Source organism: Micromonospora sp. NPDC049282 (assembly GCF_043197045.1).
GTDB lineage: Bacteria > Actinomycetota > Actinomycetes > Mycobacteriales > Micromonosporaceae > Micromonospora.
The window spans coordinates 21,341-38,176 of sequence record NZ_JBICSL010000032.1 but is presented as its reverse complement, the minus strand read 5'-3'; the positions used below and the strand labels follow the sequence as shown (position 1 = coordinate 38,176).

14 protein-coding genes, 1 tRNA gene and 1 pseudogene are annotated in these 16,836 nt (G+C 72.8%); 10 read left to right on the top strand and 6 right to left on the bottom strand.

The window, feature by feature from the left end; genetic code table 11:
• Nucleotides 1–256: 256 nt before the first annotated feature.
• A complete protein-coding gene (locus ACGFI2_RS30250; protein WP_393523504.1) occupies nucleotides 257–883 on the top strand; it encodes an NADPH-dependent F420 reductase in 627 nt (208 codons plus the stop codon).
• 57 nt (nucleotides 884–940) lie between these two features.
• Here the strand turns inward: ACGFI2_RS30250 and ACGFI2_RS30245 are convergent, their stop codons facing one another.
• The gene (locus tag ACGFI2_RS30245) at nucleotides 941–2,755 is read right to left on the bottom strand and encodes a VanW family protein (RefSeq protein ID WP_393523501.1); all 1,815 of its coding nucleotides are present in this window, start codon (nucleotides 2,753–2,755) and stop codon (nucleotides 941–943) included.
• Nucleotides 2,756–2,943: 188 nt separating this feature from the next.
• On the opposite strand from ACGFI2_RS30245, the gene nudC reads away from it, so the two are divergent.
• The 3 genes from nudC (at nucleotide 2,944) to ACGFI2_RS30230 (ending at nucleotide 6,463) form a co-directional block, all read left to right on the top strand.
• The gene (gene nudC / locus ACGFI2_RS30240) at nucleotides 2,944–3,867 is read left to right on the top strand and encodes an NAD(+) diphosphatase (protein ID WP_393523499.1); all 924 of its coding nucleotides are present in this window, start codon (nucleotides 2,944–2,946) and stop codon (nucleotides 3,865–3,867) included.
• A 401-nt stretch (nucleotides 3,868–4,268) separates the two neighbouring features.
• The gene (locus ACGFI2_RS30235; RefSeq protein WP_393523517.1) at nucleotides 4,269–4,856 is read left to right on the top strand and encodes a DUF6230 family protein; all 588 of its coding nucleotides are present in this window, start codon (nucleotides 4,269–4,271) and stop codon (nucleotides 4,854–4,856) included.
• A gap of 80 nt (nucleotides 4,857–4,936) precedes the next feature.
• On the top strand, nucleotides 4,937–6,463 hold the full coding sequence (locus ACGFI2_RS30230) for a DUF6114 domain-containing protein (protein ID WP_393523496.1): 1,527 nt from the start codon (nucleotides 4,937–4,939) through the stop codon (nucleotides 6,461–6,463).
• 70 nt (nucleotides 6,464–6,533) lie between these two features.
• Here the strand turns inward: ACGFI2_RS30230 and ACGFI2_RS30225 are convergent, their stop codons facing one another.
• On the bottom strand, nucleotides 6,534–8,204 hold the full coding sequence (locus tag ACGFI2_RS30225) for a DUF885 domain-containing protein (protein WP_393523494.1): 1,671 nt from the start codon (nucleotides 8,202–8,204) through the stop codon (nucleotides 6,534–6,536).
• A 144-nt stretch (nucleotides 8,205–8,348) separates the two neighbouring features.
• On the opposite strand from ACGFI2_RS30225, the pseudogene ACGFI2_RS30220 reads away from it, so the two are divergent.
• Nucleotides 8,349–9,447 (top strand): annotated as a pseudogene (locus tag ACGFI2_RS30220) (DMT family transporter); the annotation flags it as partial.
• On the opposite strand, the gene ACGFI2_RS30215 reads toward ACGFI2_RS30220, so the two are convergent.
• Together ACGFI2_RS30215 and ACGFI2_RS30210 are read right to left on the bottom strand one after the other, a co-directional pair.
• Complete coding sequence (locus tag ACGFI2_RS30215) at nucleotides 9,330–10,400, bottom strand: PHP domain-containing protein (RefSeq protein ID WP_393523491.1); 1,071 nt, start codon at nucleotides 10,398–10,400, stop codon at nucleotides 9,330–9,332. The pseudogene ACGFI2_RS30220 and the gene ACGFI2_RS30215 overlap by 118 nt on opposite strands.
• Before the next feature lie 56 nt (nucleotides 10,401–10,456).
• Nucleotides 10,457–11,212 (bottom strand): M23 family metallopeptidase, encoded by a 756-nt coding sequence (locus ACGFI2_RS30210; RefSeq protein ID WP_393523489.1) that lies wholly within the window; start codon nucleotides 11,210–11,212, stop codon nucleotides 10,457–10,459.
• A 208-nt stretch (nucleotides 11,213–11,420) separates the two neighbouring features.
• On the opposite strand from ACGFI2_RS30210, the gene ACGFI2_RS30205 reads away from it, so the two are divergent.
• The 4 genes from ACGFI2_RS30205 to ACGFI2_RS30190 all read left to right on the top strand — a co-directional run bounded on the left by ACGFI2_RS30205 (nucleotide 11,421) and on the right by ACGFI2_RS30190 (nucleotide 13,204).
• Entirely contained in the window at nucleotides 11,421–11,717 is a 297-nt protein-coding gene (locus tag ACGFI2_RS30205; RefSeq protein ID WP_393523515.1) for a hypothetical protein, read from the top strand.
• Between the two features lie 72 nt (nucleotides 11,718–11,789).
• Nucleotides 11,790–11,960 (top strand): hypothetical protein, encoded by a 171-nt coding sequence (locus ACGFI2_RS30200; protein ID WP_343444518.1) that lies wholly within the window; start codon nucleotides 11,790–11,792, stop codon nucleotides 11,958–11,960.
• 121 nt (nucleotides 11,961–12,081) lie between these two features.
• Nucleotides 12,082–12,606, top strand: coding sequence for a tRNA adenosine deaminase-associated protein (locus tag ACGFI2_RS30195; protein ID WP_393523486.1), 525 nt, complete (start codon nucleotides 12,082–12,084; stop codon nucleotides 12,604–12,606).
• A gap of 154 nt (nucleotides 12,607–12,760) precedes the next feature.
• Entirely contained in the window at nucleotides 12,761–13,204 is a 444-nt protein-coding gene (locus ACGFI2_RS30190; RefSeq protein WP_393523512.1) for a nucleoside deaminase, read from the top strand.
• A 106-nt stretch (nucleotides 13,205–13,310) separates the two neighbouring features.
• Here the strand turns inward: ACGFI2_RS30190 and deoD are convergent, their stop codons facing one another.
• A complete protein-coding gene (gene deoD, locus ACGFI2_RS30185) occupies nucleotides 13,311–14,018 on the bottom strand; it encodes a purine-nucleoside phosphorylase (protein ID WP_393523484.1) in 708 nt (235 codons plus the stop codon).
• A gap of 75 nt (nucleotides 14,019–14,093) precedes the next feature.
• Here deoD and ACGFI2_RS30180 point away from each other — a divergent pair.
• Nucleotides 14,094–14,180 (top strand) — tRNA-Ser (locus tag ACGFI2_RS30180).
• Between the two features lie 72 nt (nucleotides 14,181–14,252).
• Here ACGFI2_RS30180 and ACGFI2_RS30175 read toward each other — a convergent pair.
• Nucleotides 14,253–16,739, bottom strand: coding sequence for a hypothetical protein (locus tag ACGFI2_RS30175; protein WP_393523481.1), 2,487 nt, complete (start codon nucleotides 16,737–16,739; stop codon nucleotides 14,253–14,255).
• Nucleotides 16,740–16,836: the final 97 nt, after the last annotated feature.

The window sequence follows — 16,836 nt, the reverse complement described above, 5'->3', positions numbered from 1 at the left end:
GGTACTGCACTCGGGAGGGTGTGGGAGAGTAGGACACCGCCGGACAATCTTTCAGTCAGGGCCACCCCCAACCGGGGTGGCCCTGACTGCTTTTCCGCAGTTTGCCGCGGGAATCACCACGACCGGCCGCCGCATCTCGTACCGTCGAGCCGGGACCGCCCCGCGCGTCCCCCGCCGGCCTGGCGGATCCAGAAACGTGACATGGCGTACGGCCGGTTCGTGATCGGGACGGACCGGCCGGGGTACAGGAGTGGTCATGGAGATCGGAATCATCGGGTCGGGGCACATCGGGGGCACCCTCACCCGTCGTCTGAGTTCACTCGGCCACGACGTCGCGGTGACCAACTCCCGCGGCCCGGAGAGCCTGACCGACCTCGCCGCCGAGACCGGCGCGCGGGCGGCCACCCTGGAGGAGGTGGTCCAGGGCGCGGAGCTGGTGGTGGTCGCGATCCCACTGAAGGCCGTGCCGGCGCTGCCGGCCGCGCTCTTCGACGGCAAGCTCGTCGTCGACGCGAACAACTACTACCCACAGCGTGACGGCGACGTCGCCGAGCTGTTGGATCGCAGTCTCAGCTCCAGCCGGTGGACCGCCGACCACCTCAAGGGCGCCCGGGTCGTGAAGACCTTCAACAACATCCAGGCGGCGCAACTGATGGACCAGGGCAAGCCGGCGGGCACGGCGGGCCGGATCGCCCTGCCGGTGGCCGGCGACGACGCGGACGCCAAGAAGACCGTCATGGGGCTCGTGGACGAGCTGGGTTTCGACCCGGTCGACGCCGGGACGCTGGACGAGAGCTGGCGGCAGCAGCCGGACACCCCGGTCTACGGAACCGACCGCGACGCGGACGGCGTACGGGAAGGGCTGGCGGCGGCCCGGCCCTGACGGTGCCGGACATACGAGGAAGGCCCCGCTCCGGCGGGGCCTTCCTCGTGTCCGCGGTCAGGCGCCGGGATCCGGGGCGCAGATGAAGCGCGGCTCGGCGTCGTAGCGCCAGCTGAACTTCTCCCGCTTGAGCACCTTGCCGTCCTTCTTGATGACCCGGAACGCGTCCTGGGCGAATCCGATGCCACCGGCGGCCGAGATGCACTTCGGGCCGGGCTCGAGGTAGACGGTCTTCGGCTGGGTGACGTTCCGACGCGGCCCGTACTCCGTCTGCACGCTGTCGTAGATCTTGGTGCTCCAGATCGACACGGTGATCGAGCTGCCCGTGTACGAGGTGTCGATCAGCACGCCGTGCGGAGTGTTGTTGCGGAACTTGAAGTCGAGCTGCGGCCAGTAGATGGTCGACTCGATCACGGCCGGGTAGCGGCTGAAGTAGAACGAGTGCGGCTTGTGCTCGACGTCCTCCATCCCGGCGTAGTAGGTGGCGTTGAAGAGCGTGGTGGTGAACTGTGAGACGCCGCCGCCCACCCCCGGCACGAGCTTGCCGTTCACGATCGTCGGCGCGTCCTGGTAGCCCTGGTCGTAGCCGCGCTCCCCGGTGTGGGCGTTGAGCGAGAACGTCTCGCCCGGCTTGACGATGGTGCCGTCCACGTCCTTGGCCGCCTGGACGATGTTCTGGCTGCGCGGGGAGGCGAGGCCGCCGGTGAACCGGGTGGTGAAGGTGGAGACCCGTTCCTTGATGCCCAGCTCGCCCAGCTTCGCCTCGGTCAGCTCCGGCGCGGCCGGCTTGAGTTCGGCGGTCACCGTGCGGTCGGTCGACTTCGGCAACACCGCGAGGAGCGCGGGGCCCAGCGCGGTGGCGTCGACCTGGCGGCCGGCGCGGCTGGCCACCACCTTCGGCTTGCCCCCGGTGATGGTCAGCCCGGCGTCGCGCGGCTCCACCTCGAGCGTCGCCAGCTTGCCGCCGAGCGCGGCACGCAGCCGCTTGACGTCCACCCGGGGGGTGACCTTGCCGTCGTCGTCGGTCGAGAAGCGCAGCGACCGGGCGATGGCGGCGGGCGGGATGGTGACCGAGCCGCCCTCGGTGGTGAGCGTGACGGGCGCGGCGACGGCCGGCCGGGCCAGCTCGGTGACCAGCCGGTCGACCTCCTCCCGGGTGGTCGCCGGCCACTTCTCCACCAGCGGCACGGTGACCGGCCGGGCGGCCAGCCACGCCGCGGTGACCGCCTCGCTCGCGCCGGCCGTGTCCACGGTCAGCGCCGGCTTCGGGTAGACCGGCTTCGGCGTGGTGTCGGTCCAGATGACGGTCGGCATGGTCATCGCGCGCCCCTGGTCGCCGACCGCCTTGCGCAGGGCGGCGCCCAACCGCTCGGCGTCGACGGTCACCACCGGCTCGACCGTGCGGGAGCCGACCAGCCGGCTCACCGCGTGCGCGTCGGCGGCGGCGGCCGCCGCCACGGTCGCGTCGACGTCGATGGCGAGCCCGACGTCGGCCGGCTTCAACTCGGCCTTCTTCTCGCCCACGGTCAGGGTGATCGGGGCGCTCAGCGCGTCGGCCCGGCGCTCCAGCTCGGCGCGGAGCGCCCGGGCGGCGTCCGCCCGGCTCCGCCCGCCCAGCTCGGTGCCGAGCACCGTGGTGCCGCGGGGCACGTCACCGGCGTACGCGTAGGCGCCGACGCCGATGCCGCCGGCGAGCAGGGCGGCGGTGAGCCCGCCGGCCAGCAGCAGCCGGGCGCGCCTGGAGCGCGGCGGCTTCCCCCCGTCGGCGGCGGGCGGTGTGGCGACCGGCTCCAGCTCGACTCCGGGCCAGCTCACCGCCGCTACCTTGACGGTGGGCCGGTCGTCGGCAGCCGGCATCTTCTCGCCGCTCATCGTCACTGCAACCTCGATCGGAAATACGCGTGCGGGGACTGCTTCCCCCGCGGGAGACACCTACGGTAACCAACGCTCGGGCCGGTCGGGAGTCTCCGGCCGGGCGGCCGTGTCGGGCGGGCGGAGGTGTCGCACCGATCACCCGTTTCGGGTCACCGTTCCGGCCCTGGTCGTGACACGGTGGGCGGGTGCGGACGGACGACCGGGTGTTGGCGTACGGCGGTGGATGGCTGGACCGGGCGGCGGCGCTGCGCGGCGACCCGGGGTGGCTCGTCGAGCGGCTGACCGACCCGGCGAGCCTGGTGCTGCCGCTGTGGCGGGACCGGTGCCTCGTCGACTCCGAGCGGGCGCCGGTGCGCCGGGCGGCGGTGGACGCGGTCGAGCTGCTCGCCGGCGCCGACGAGACGGTCTTCCTCGGGCTGGACGCCGGGCGTGCGGTGTTCGCCGCCGACCTCTCCGGCCGGGACGGCCACGAGGCCTGCGAGCTGGCCGGTGCGGCCGAGGCGGTGGACGTCCGGGCGCTGGTGGGCGCCCTGGGGGCGGCTGAGGCGGCCGTTCAGGCGTACGCGAAGGGTCTGCTGCACTGGCACCGCGGCCAGCGGTTCTGCGGCAGCTGCGGGGCGGCGACGGTGGCCGGCGCGGGCGGCCACACGCGCTCCTGCGCCGGTGTGGGCTGCGGCCGGTTGCTGTTCCCGCGGATCGAGCCGGCGGTCATCATGCTCGTCGAGGCGCCCGGTGCGCCGGAGCGCTGCCTGCTGGCCCGGCACCAGGGGGCGGCGGAGGATTCCTGGTCGACGCTGGCCGGGTTCGTGGAGATCGGCGAGAGCCTGGAGGACGCGGTCCGGCGGGAACTGGCCGAGGAGGCCGGGGTGGCCGTGCGCGAGGTGACCTACCAGGGCTCGCAGGCGTGGCCGTTCCCCGCCGGGCTGATGGTCGGCTTCCGGGCGACCGCGGCGTCGACGCGGGTGCGGGTGGACGGCGAGGAAGTGGTGGAGGCGCGCTGGTTCACCCGGGCGGAGCTGCGCGACCGCGTCGCCGCCGGGCGTGCCCTCGGCCGGATCGACTCGATCGACCGCCACCTGCTGGGGTCGTGGTTGGACGGGCGGGGTTGAGCCGGCTCCGGTCGGCGGCGGCGCCTGACCGGACGGGTGAGTGCCCCCTCACCCTCAGCGGCTTGCCAGCTCGCCGTTATCGAACTGTGATGTTTCTCCGTGACGGCTACCACAGGTGAAACCTCTCCGCCATCCTGTCGTAATAGCGCGGGTTTGTCCGGGCCTCCTTGTCGCCGGGACGTTAACCGTTGGTAACCGTAGGCGATCTTGATACCACAACTGTGTTACCCGCCAGTAGCAAGGGACTTGTGAGGTCTGTCGCTTCGCGAGAGCATCCAATCCGCGACCGCGCGGCCCGTTCGGCACAACGGCCTCCGCGCCGCCCCGCAGCTTTCCCGTCCCGCGTCGCGTCCCGCGTCCGGAGACGCACCCCCGTCGAGGAGGACTTTGTGAGTGACCAGATGAGTGGTGGCACCCGCTGGCGGCGCTTCGCCGCGATGATGGTGCCGGCGACGGTCGTGGCCGGCGGCATCGTGCTCGGCATGGCCAACGGCGCCATCGCGGCCTCGTTCGCGGTGTCGGGCCAGACCTTCAAGGTCGGCGCCTCGAAGCTCGAGGGCAACGGCTTCAAGCAGTACGGCGGCCTGGTCCAGGAGAAGAACGGCACCCAGCACCCGGTCGCCGTCTCCGAGATCGCCGACGCCAAGCTCTACGACCTCTGCCAGTCGGTCAACGCCAGCATCCCGGGCGTGCCGATCGTGCTGACCATCAACGCCGGTGGTGGTGGCAAGCCGGCCACCGCCACCAACCTGCTGATCGACATGGAGTCGCTCGAGGGCGACGCCACGTTCGAGAACATCCAGATCGGGCGCGACGCCAACGACCTGAACAAGACGAAGGGTCAGCCCGGCGCGTTCGGGCAGAGCGCCGACTCGGTGACCATCACGAAGCTGGAGCAGGTCGCCCGCTCCACCAGCGCCGGCGTCTTCACCCTCAACGGCCTGAAGCTGAAGGTCAACGTGGGCAAGGACGCCAAGGAATGCTTCTGATCTGATGGCGAGGCCCGCGGAGGGCGCCCTCCGCGGGCCTCAACCATGTCGCACCCCGTCAGCACCGCCAGGAGGAGTACGTGACAACCGCCGAAACGCAGCAGGGCCGGCCCGGTCGGCTCGGCCAGGCGTGGCGTGGCTTCCGCCGGTGGCGCCGGGCGCGGCCGTTCTGGGGCGGTCTCTTCACCGCCCTGGCCGGCCTGGAGATCTTCGCCACCACCCAGATGAGCCTCAACGGCCTCACCTTCCAGATGGGGCCCACCGGCTTCCTGTCCTGGCTCGTCCCGACCATCCTCGTGACCTGCGGCATGCTGCTCTGGTTCAGCCCGGCCCAGCGGATGTTCTACGCGGTGGTCGCGGCGGTCACCGCGCTCTACTCGCTGATCGGGGTCAACCTCGGCGGCTTCTTCATCGGGCTGCTGCTCGGCATGGTCGGCAGCGCGCTCGGCTTCGCCTGGGTGCCGCGCAAGGACGCCGGCGTGACGCCGGTGGAGCCGGCCGACGAGCCGGTCGAGGACCAGCCGGCGGACGAGCCGGAGCCGGCCCTGGTGGACGAGCTGTTGCCGCGGCAGCGGGAGGACGACACCACCGGAGTCCTCACCGACACGCTGCCGGAGCCGCGCAACCCGCTGCGTGAGGCGGCGCCCGCGGAACCGGCCGTCGACGCGCCGCCCGCGTACCCGCCGGGCGGGCCGGGGCACCCGCCCAGGGCGTACGCGATCCTGCTGGTCCTCGCGGTCTCCGTGGCCGGCCTGGTCGCGGTCCGCGACGCGCGGCCGGCGGTCGCCGCGCCGGCGGCCTGCCCCACCACGTCGGCGCCCGCGCCGAAGCCGTCCGCCTCGAAGACCGCCTCGGCCGCCCCGTCGGCCAGTCCGAGCACCACCGCGCCGGCCGAGCCGGCCGAGGAGGCGGACGGCAACCTGCTGACCGACCTCGTCGACGGCATCACCGGGCTGTTCACCGGCGGCGAGGACAAGGCCGAGGCGCCGTCGTCACCGTCGCCCTCGGCGTCGGTGGTCGCCGCTGCCGCACCCAGCGGCAGCGCCAACCCGGAGCCCAGCGGCAGCGTGAAGCCGTCCGCCCCGGCGAAGCCGGGCGACGACTGCGCCGAACCGGCCCCGACCAAGCCGAAGCCGGTCGAGGAGGGCAAGCCGCTGCCCAAGCTCGCCGCCGACCCCGACCAGCCGCTTGTCGCCGACCCGCCGTCGCGGCTCACCGGCTCCAAGGTGACCATGACCGGGCTGCGCTTCGAGGGCATCGTCGAGCTGCCCACCCACGACGGCAAGCTCAAGTGCCTGAAGTTCACCATGGACAAGGCGGTCACGGACGACTTCACGCTGCTGGCCAGCGGCCCGGCGGGCAAGAAGCAGCGGTACGTCACCGACCGGCTCACGGTCGAGGGCGACGTCGCGTTCTACGCCACCCGGTTCGTCGGGCACCTGCTCGGCATCAAGATCACCCTGACGCCGGACCTGCCCTTCCCGGACGGCATCCCGGTCACCTCGCCGATCCCGATCAGCTTCGACGACCCGGTGATCGACCTCGCCTACGAGCGCTCGAAGACGCTCACCTCGCACCCGGGAGCGCTCCGGGTCGACCTGGCCTGACCCGCACGACGAAACGGCCGGGAGTCGGAGGAACAATCCTCCGGCTCCCGGCCGTCGCCGTTCCGGAGACTCAGAGGCGGGCCAGCGCCCGGCGCAGCGGGTCCAGCCCCAGCGCACCCAGGTCGAGCGCCTGGCGGTGGAACTCCTTCAGGTCGAAGTCGGCGCCCTTGCGGGCCTTCGCCTCCTCGCGGGCCTGCAACCAGATCCGCTCGCCCACCTTGTACGAGGGGGCCTGGCCCGGCCAGCCGAGATAGCGGTTCAGCTCGAAGCGCAGGTTCTCGTCCGGCACCCGGCAGTGCGCCCGCATGAACTCCCAGCCCAGCTCCGGCGTCCAGCGCTCGCCCGGGTGGAAGCCGAACGGATTGTCGGCCGGGATCTCCAGCTCCAGGTGCATGCCGATGTCGACGATCACCCGGGCGGCCCGCAACGCCTGCCCGTCGAGCATGCCGAGCCGGTCACCCGGGTCCTCCAGGTAGCCCAGCTCGTCCATCAGCCGCTCGGAGTAGAGCGCCCAGCCCTCACCGTGCCCGGACACCCAGCAAAGCAGCCGCTGCCAGCGGTTGAGCAGGTCGGCCCGGACGGCGGTCTGGGCGACCTGGAGGTGATGACCCGGCACGCCCTCGTGGTAGACCGTGGTCACCTCGCGCCAGGTGGAGAATTCGGTGATGCCCTGCGGCACCGCCCACCACATCCGCCCCGGCCGGGAGAAGTCCTCGCTCGGGCCGGTGTAGTAGATGGCGCCGTCGCTGGTCGGCGCGAGGCAGCACTCGATCCGGCGGACCTGCTCCGGGATGTCGAAGTGGATGCCGTCCAGCTCGCTGATCGCGTTGTCGGCGAGCGCCTGCATCCAGTCGCGGAACGCCTCCTTGCCCCGGATCGTGCGCGCCGGGTCGGCGTCGAGCGCGCGTACCGCGTCGTCGATCGTGGCGCCGGGACCGACGATCCGGCCGGCCACCGTCCGCATGTCGGCCTCCAGGCGGGCCAGTTCCGCGAACCCCCAGGCGTACGTCTCGTCCAGGTCGACCTTCGCGCCGAGGAAGTACTGCGAGGCCAGTTCGTAGCGTTCCCGGCCGGCGGCCTGCTTCTGACGGCCCACCGGGGCCAGCTCGGTGCGGAGGAAGTGCCCGAACTCGGCGGTGGCCGCGGTCGCGGCGGCGGCGCCCCTGCGCAACTCGGCGCCGAGCGTGCCGTCCGCGTCGAGGCGCTCGACCAGGCCGTGGAAGAAGTTGTCGCCGTCCGGGTCGACCCAGATGTCGCACTGCTTGGCGACCTCGACGAGCTGCACCTGCGAGCTGACCCGGCCACCGGCGGCGGCCTCGCGCAGGGTGCGCTTGTAGGAGTCCAGCGCCGACGCGAAGCGGTTGAGCCGGGAGGCCACGTTGGCCTTCGCCTCCTCGCCGTCGGTCGGCATCAGGTCGAAGACCATCCGCAGCTCGTGCAGCCCGCTCTCGATCACGCTGACCTCGCTGGCGGTCTCGCCGGTTTCGTACCGGGCCAGCTCCAGTCCGAGGCGTTCCTGCATCGCCTCCTGGGCGGTCCGCTCCGCCTCGGTCTCCGGCTCGGTCACGTCGAGTTCGGTAAGCGTGCGCCGGACCAGGTCGGCGCGGGCCGCGTAGCCGTCGGGCGAGAGGTCGTCGAGCTGGTCGTCGTAGCCGGCGATGCCGACGTAGGTGGCGCCGGTCGGGCTCAGCGGAGCCCACTCCGCCACGTACCGGTTGGCGAGGTCATCGATTCGTCCCACCGGGCGAGACTACGTGACCGGGGCACCCCGGTGTCGATCGTGTTTGCCGTGTTCAGGGCGGCAGAAGGACGGGTTGCTGTGGTGGTCGACACGATGACCGAAATCCGCGCGACATCGTCATACCCGAGGGGCAGAGTGTCAGGGGTGAACGCCGATATCACTCCTGACCGGGCGCCGTTGCGGACCTGGCTGCCGGGCTTCGTCGCACTGGCCGCGATCTGGGGTTCCAGCTTCCTCTTCATCAAGGTGGGGGTGACCGAGCTGCACCCGGTGCACCTCACCCTCTACCGGGTGGCCACCGGCACGGCCACGCTGCTGGTGGTGCTGGCCCTGCTGCGCGACCGGCTGCCCCGCGACCCCCGGGTCTGGGCGCACATGCTGGTGGTGGCCGCGTTCGGCGTCGCGCTGCCGTTCACCCTGTTCGGCTTCGGCGAGCAACGGGTCGAGTCCATGCTCGCCGGCATCTGGAACGCCACCACGCCGCTGATCGTGCTGCCGCTGGCGGTGCTGGTGTTCCGCACCGAACGACTGACCGCCCGGCGGGGGATCGGGCTGGCCCTGGGCTTCGCCGGCGTGCTGGTGGTCCTCGGCGTCTGGGAGGGCGTCGGCGGGGCGCACTTCACCGGCCAGCTCATGTGCTTCGGCGCGGCGGCCTGCTACGGGCTGGCCATCCCGTACCAGAAGAAGTTCATCGCGGGCAGCGCGTACTCGGGACTGTCGCTGTCGGCGGCGCAGCTGCTCGTGGCGACCGCGCAGCTCGCGCTGGTCGCGCCGCTGGTGGCCGGCGCGCCGCCGGTCCCGACCGGCCTCTCGTTGCGGGTGGTGGCCAGCGTGCTCGCGCTCGGCGCGCTCGGCACCGGACTCGCCTTCGTGATCAACATGCGGAACATCCGGTTGGCCGGCGCGAGCACGGCGTCCACCGTGACGTACCTGATCCCGGTCTTCGCGGTGCTGGTCGGCGCCGTGGTCCTCGGCGAACGGATGAACTGGCACCAGCCGGTGGGCGCGCTGGTGGTGCTCGTCGGCGTGGCGGTCGCGCAGGGCCTGTTCGCCCGGCGCCGCACCGGCCCGGCGCCGGTGGCGCCCGCCGCCCGTACGGTCGAGCCGGCTACCCGGGGCTGACCCTCAGCCGCGAGCGGCCGTCCACTTCAGCAGGCGGTCGGCCGCCCAGGTGTTGACCACCCGGTCGGCCGGCACGCCGCAGCGGGCCGCCCGCTCACAGCCGAAGCGCTGCCAGTCGAGCTGGCCGGGGGCGTGCGCGTCGGTGTCGATGGCGAACCGGCAGCCGGCCTCCAGGGCGCGGCGGATCAACCGCTTCGGCGGATCCTGCCGCTCCGGCCGCGAGTTGATCTCGACGGCCACGTCGTGCTCCGCGCAGGCCGCGAAGACGGCGTCCGCGTCGAAGTCGCTCTCCTTGCGGGTGCGCGCCCGGTGCCCCCGGTCGCCGGGCCCGGTCACTCCGGCCGGCCGGGACGACACCATCCGGCCGGTGCAGTGGCCGAGGATGTCCAGGTGCGGGTTGGCGACCGCGGCCAGCATCCGGCGGGTCATCTTCGCCCGGTCGTCGCTCAGGCCGCTGTGCACCGAGCCGACCACCACGTCCAGCCGGGCCAGCAGCTCGTCGGTCTGGTCCAGCGAGCCGTCGGCGAGGATGTCGACCTCGATGCCGGTGAGGATGCGGAAGCCCGTCGGCAGCGCCTCGTTCACCGCGGCCACGTGGTCGAGTTGGCGGCGAAGCCGGTCCGCGGTGAGCCCTCGGGCCACCTTCAGCCGCGGCGAGTGGTCGGTGAGCACCAGGTATTCGTGGCCCAGCTCGACCGCGGCCAGCGCCATCTCCTCGATCGGCGAGCCGCCGTCGGACCAGTCGGAGTGACTGTGGCAGTCCCCGCGCAGCGCGTCGCGCAGCCTCGCCGCCTCCTCGTCCAGGTCGGCGCCCTCGGTGGCCAGCAGCCGGCGCAGGTAGACCGGCTCCTCGCCGGCCAACGACTCGGCCACGCAGCGGGCGGTGACGTCACCGACGCCGGCCAGCTCGGTCAGCTTCCCGGTGCGGGCCCGCTCGGCCACCTCGCCGGCCGGCAGCGCGCCCAGCGCGTTCGCCGCCGACCGGAACGCCCGGACCCGGTAGGTGGCCTCGTTCGCCCGTTCCAGCAGGAACGCGATCCGGCGCAGGTCGGCGATGGGATCCCGGGCAGTCATGCCCTGGAACCTACGCGTTCCGGCCGCCGGTCGGGAGCCGGTGGGCGCGCGTCGGGTCAGCCGCCCGCGGCGGACCGGCCCGGCGACTTCGGGCAGCCGTGCCTGCGCTGCCACGCGGTGACCTCGGCGACCGGGGAGCGGTTGCCGCCCTTGCGCCAGGAGTTGAGGTAGGGCGCCGGCCAGACGACGCCCCGGCGGATCCACCAGTCGTCGTGGCCGGTGCACTTCGGGGAGAGCCCGAAGTGCACGTGGCACACATTGTTGGCGTTGCCGGTGTGGCCCACCTTGCCGAGTTGCTGCCCGGCCCGGACGCGTACACCGGCGTCGACGCCGGCCGTGATCGCGCTCAGGTGGGAGCCGTAGTAGCGCACCCCGTCGTCGCCGAGCAGCGAGACCGACAGCCCGCCGTTGTACGGCCCGAGCGGCCCGCGCTTGTCGAACCGGTCCACCCGGCTCACCTCCAGGACCACCCCGTCGGTGACCGCCACGACCGGCTCACCGCAGTCGGCGAACAGGTCGGTGCCCGGGTAGCCGCCGTGGGTGGGGTGGTAGTCGACGTTGCCGGCCCGCACCGGGAAGACCCGCCGCGCGGCCGCGCGCGTCGGCGACGGGGTCGGCGTGGCGGCGGAGACGACAGGCGGGGCCGGGCTCGCCGTCGGGTCGGCGGGCTGCGCGGCGGTCACCATCGGGCTCGGGTCCTGCCACGCGTCGGCCGGCGCGGCGGGACGGTCGCACCCGGCCGCCAGCGCCGCGACGAGCAGCAGGACCGGGTACGCCGGACGCGCGCGGCGTCCGATCGATGGCGAGCGCATCCGGTCATCCTGACAGACCACTACCGTAGGGACGAAAGCCGAGACCCCCCGCACCGTCCGGTCACTGTGCGTGATGTCGGAGCGGGTGATCCGGGGGAAGGGAGCAGCGGTGGCGAACGGGTGGCACGGCGGACCCGACGGGCCCGGTGCGAGGGCGTTCCAGCCGCCGCCGCGTACCCCGTCGGGGCTCTTCCCGTCCGGCGGGCCGATGCGGCCCAGCTACCGCGAGCCGTACCCGGTCACCGGCGCCGGCGTTGCCATCGGCGCCGTGATCACCTTCGCCTGGCTGCTGCTGTTCGGGCTGGTCGGCCGCGACGTGCCCGGCTACGCGTGGTGGACGCTGCTCGCCGGCGGGCTCGCCTGGGCGGTCGCCGCGGTGCTGGTCCGCCACGGCGACCGGGGGGTGGCGACCGGGGTGGCGATCGTCACCGCGGGCGGTTGGAGCATCGCCGCGGCGATCGTCGCGGTGCGGTGGGCGCAGACCGGGGACTGGCCGCTCTGGTGACCTTGGGTGCCGGTTTCGCTGCGTAGCGAAGGCCATCTTGACGTACGGGCGGTGACGGTTCACGCTCCCCGTATGGCCTGGACCACACCGCCGCGGCTCGACCCCGATCGGAGCCGCCGCCGCCTGCAACTCCTCGCCGAGTTGGCCGGCGCCCGAGCGGTACAGCAGCGCGAACGGCCGCAGCGGGCGCGCAGCGAGCGTCTGCGCCAACTGATCGCCACCCGCCGGCGCGTCACCGGCTGACCGACTTTCTCCAGGAACGGCCGGCCCCTTACGGGGCGTTGACCGGTCGCCTGCCGACCCGACCGGTTAACGTGCATCGCGTGACGTGTCGGCGTGCTGCCGAGGCCGAATTGGGGGGACCGTGTCGTACTTCGCTGCTGCCGTGGCGCGCGTCGACGGCGGCTGGACCGCCGGCGAGGTGAGCCTGCGGGGTGTCACCGACATCGAGGAGGTGGCCGACCGGCTGCGGGACGTCGAGCCGGACGCGGACCTCTCCCTGCTGTTCGTCGAGGCCGACGACACCTACCTGGTGGTGCTGCGCCTGGACGAGGGGGCGGACCTGCGGGTCTTCGGCTCCGACTCGGCGTACGCGGAGGAGTCCCGGCTGGGCTCGCTGCTGGTGGGTGACCTGAAGACGTCGGTCACCGGGCTGGAGGAGGTCGACGAGCCGCGGCCGTCCGGCGGCGACGACGAGACCGAGCAGCCGGCCGTGGACCCGGAAGCCGATCCGGTGGGCGACGCCGACCTCCTCGCCGACCTGGGCATTTCGGCGCAGAAGCTGCTCGCCCTCTGCGCGCACGAGGGCAACATGCCGGCCGACGTGACGGCCGAGATCTGCCAGGTGCTCGGCTGCGTGGACGAGGTCGAGGAACTGCGTGAGGTTTGAGCCCGGCGAATCGGTGGCGCCCGGCGCCGCCGAGCCGGCCGACGCCACCGACCCGGCGTTGGAGACCGTCGGATCGTCGCCCGTCGGCCCCGGCGCCGACGAAGGGCTGGCCGACCCGGGCGCGCTGGGCCGCCGGCAACGGCACGAACTGTGGATGCGCCGGGCCCTGCAGGTCGCGGTGACCGGGCCGGACGGCGGGCCGCCCGACGAGGGCGCCGACGACGTTCCGGTCGGCGCGGTGCTCTACGGCCCCGACGGCGCCGAACTGGCGATCGGGCGCAACGAGCGGGAGCTGACCGGCGACCCCACCGCGCACGCCGAGGTGCTGGCGCTGCGCCGCGCCGCGCGGCGGCTGGGCCGGTGGCGGCTGGACGGCTGCACGCTGGTGGTGACGCTGGAGCCGTGCACCATGTGCGCCGGTGCGATCGCGCTGGCCCGCGTGCCGACCGTGGTGTTCGGGGCGTGGGAGCCGAAGACGGGCGCGGTGGGCTCGCTGTGGGACGTGCTGCGCGACCGCCGCCTCCCGCACCGCCCCGAGGTGTACGGCGGCGTCCTGGAAGCGGAGAGCGCGGCGGTGTTGCGGGCGTTCTTCAGATAAGGAGGGGCCCCGTGTTGACGCCTCCGGTATAGAAGGGGCCCCTTCTCAACAAGCCGCCGCCCCCGGCACCGGGCGGTGACGGGGGCGGCGGAGGACGGACGGCGGGTCAGGCGATGATGGTGTCGAGGGCGATCTCGACCATCTGGCCGAAGGTCTGCTCACGCTCCTGCGACGTGGTCTTCTCGCCGGTCTTGATGTGGTCGCTGACGGTCAGGACGGTCAGCGCGCGGGCCTTGAACCGGGCCGCGATGGTGTACAGCGCCGCCGACTCCATCTCCACCGCCAGCACCCCGTAGTCGGCGAGCCTGTCGTACAGGTCCGGTCGGTCGGTGTAGAAGGCGTCCGCGGCCAGGATCGGGCCGACCCGCATGGTGATGCCGCGCCGCTCGGCCACCTCCACCGAGGTACGCAGCAGGCCGAAGTCGGCCACCGGGGCGTAGTCGATCAGCCCGTCGAAGCGCATCCGGTTCATGTTCGAGTCGGTGGACGAGCCGATCGCGGCCACCACGTCCCGCAGTTGCAGGTCCTCGGTCAGGGCGCCGCAGGAGCCCACCCGGATCAGCGTCTTCACGCCGTAGTCGTTGATCAGCTCGTGGGCGTAGATGGAGGCGGACGGCATGCCCATGCCGGAGCCCTGGACGGAGACGTCGACGCCGTTCCACCGCCCGGTGAAGCCCAGCATCCCGCGAACCGTCGTGTAGCAGCGGGCCTCCTCGAGGTAGGTCTCCGCGATCCACTTGGCCCGCAGTGGGTCGCCCGGCATCAGGACCCGCTCGGCGATCTCTCCCGGCTCAGCGCCGATGTGCGTACTCATGACAAAGATCCTGCCAGGCCGGCCGGCCGGATACCGGTTCGGCGTCCGTACCGGTGGTCCTGTACCCTCGTCGGCGGTGGCGTGTCCGAGTGGCCTAAGGAGCACGCCTCGAAAGCGTGTGAGGGTTTACGCCCTCCGAGGGTTCAAATCCCTCCGCCACCGCTCGTGACAAGCGAGAACGCCCGGTGTGATCCGTGAGGATCACACCGGGCGTTCCCGGTTTCGGGTCGCCGATCAGCTCGCCGGCAGGCTCGCGTCGCGGTGGGTGAGCTGGTAGGTGGCGTCGACACCGTCCGCCTCCAGGATCACCGTGACCGGGCCGGCGGGCAGGGTGCAGGAGATCGTCCGCTCGACGGCGTAGCCGGTCGGGCCGCAGTAGCGACGGCCGGCCGAGTCGAACACCGACAGGCGGGCGTCACCGGTCCCGCTGGTCCGCTTCCAGGTGATCGACTCCGTGGCCCCGCGTGCGTCGGCCGGGATCGAGAGGCAGACCCCGAACCGGTCCGCGCCCGTGGTCACCGTGGCGCCCGTCGCACCCGCGGGTAGCGCCGGGCAGGCGGGCGGGCCGTCGGTGCGCACGAACCCCAGGGAGTACGGCCCGTCCGGCGCGCCGTCGCGGGAGGTGAGCACCGCGAGGAACGGTGCCTCACCGGTCAGCTCGCAGTGGTACTGGCGTAGCGCCCAGGACGAGTCGCAGATGAAGGCGCCTGTGGAGTCGATCACCGTCACGTCGGGCGAGCCGGCTCCGGTGGCGTCGCCGGGCAGCAGCTCGGTGACCAGCGCGCCGGCCGGGCTGCTCAGCTGGAGGCAGTCGAACTGGGCGGGGTTGGCCAGCCGCCCCGACACCGGCGCGTCCCGCCAGCCGGTGTCCGAGACCGGTCGGCAGTCCGACGGCACAAACGGCAGTACGGCGAGGTGGTACCGCAGGCTCTCGTCGACCACGGCATCGGGTGCGCCGCCGCCGAGGACCAGCGTGTACCGCCCGGCGGCCGGGACCCGACACCACACGTCCGTGCACAGCCGGTGGCCGTTGCTGTCGTAGACGCTCCCGTACTGCCGGTAGTTGTCCTCCCCGACCGCCTTCACCCGGTAGACGCCCGCGGCGGGCAGGTCCAGGACGCGGCAGCGGACGGCACCGAGCGCGCCCGTCGGAGCGGCGTTGTACGCGCCGGGGGCGACCGTCGGGCAGCCGGTCGCGTCGGTCAGGGCGCGAACCTGCATCCGGTAGGTCAGGTCGGTGTCCGTCGACTCCCAGCGCGAAAGGTAGGAAACGACCCGGAAGGTGCCGGTCGACGGCAGGACACAGCCGTCCTCCTCCGACGGTTCGGTGCACAGCACGGCGCCCCGCTCGTCGACGAGCCAGGAGAAGACGTCGTTGTACCGGTCCGGGGTGCGGTAGATCATGACCCGCTCACCGGTCTCGCCCTGGAACGGCTGGCAGTTGGTCTGCACCGCGGAGGTCTGGTGCACGGTCAGGGTCGGCTGGCCCCACGCGAGCCCGACGCTCGGGGCACAGCCGTCGGCGCGGTCGAGCCGGGCCACCGCCACCCGGTAGTTGACCGTTTCCCAGTTCGAGTTCTGCAACAGCAGCGTGTAGGCGCCGGCCGCCGGGAGGGCGCAGGAACGCCAGGCATCGTACTTCGTGCAGACGACCTGGCCGGCGTCGTCGTACACCCGCCAGCCGAGGTGCTGGTTCGCGTACTGGTCGATCCGGACGGCCAGCGCGCCCGGGGTGGTGAGCCGCAGCTTCTTGCAGCTGACCGCCTGGTAGGGCAGCACGTCGCCGGTGCCGACCGCCGCGCCGGGATCACCGAAGGCGGCCAGGGGCAGGGCCGGACAGCCGACCGACCGCGAGATCCGTGGCATCTTGAGGGTGTAGGCGGCCTTGTTGCCGTAGGTCTCTTCCAGGAAGAGCCGGTACGGCCCGGGCGAGCCGAGCGTGCACTCGGTGGCGTATCGCACCGAGCAGATCGGCTGGAACTGCCCGTCCAGGATGTTGCCCTGGACGTCCCCGGCGCCGCCCGGGCCGGCCAGGTGCAGAACGGTGCCGGTGGGCTGCGTGAACGTGAAGCAGCGGGCGGCCAGGCCGGCGGGCAGCGTGCCGCTGCGACCGGTCGAGGCGAAGGAGAAGAAGCTCTCGGGCAGGGTGGCGCAGGTGGAGGGCGCGTGCATCGACTCCGCCGACAGCGAGTAGGCGCCCTTGCCGGTGCCGTAGTTGAGCGTCACCGTGATCCGGTAGGTGCCTGCCGCGTCGAGCCGGCAGTCGCTCAGATATGAGCTGACGTAGCAGGTGTTGCTGCCGTCGGGGCCGGTGACCTGTGCGCCGACACCGTCCCCCGAGACCTGCCGGAGCCGGACGAGCAGGGTGTCCTGGTCGACCGTCGAGGTGACCGTCCAGGTGTGCTGCGCGGCACCGGTGATCGACGTGCAGTTCGTGACCTTGCCCAGCGGAAGTTGCCCGCCGCAGGTGGCGGCCGCGCTGCCCAGCTTCGCCGGCTGCTTGGGAGTCGGGGCCGGGGCCGGGGGCGTCGCGGTGGTGGCCGGGGCTGCCGTCGACGGCGTGGCGGCGGCGCGGGGCTGTTCGGTCGTCGTTGTCGGTCGCGGTGACGGCCCGGGCGCCGGGGCGGCGGCGGCGGGCCCGGCCAGCAGGCCCGCAGCGGTGGTGCTCAGGGCGGTGACGGCCGCCCACCTCGCCAGTGGTCTCCACCACGGAACGGACATGGTTGTACGCACGGTGTACTCCCCCGTTAGAACTGCGCGATCTGCGCGAACGAGGAGATGATTCCACGATGGTCGATGGCGGACAATCGCCCTGTCG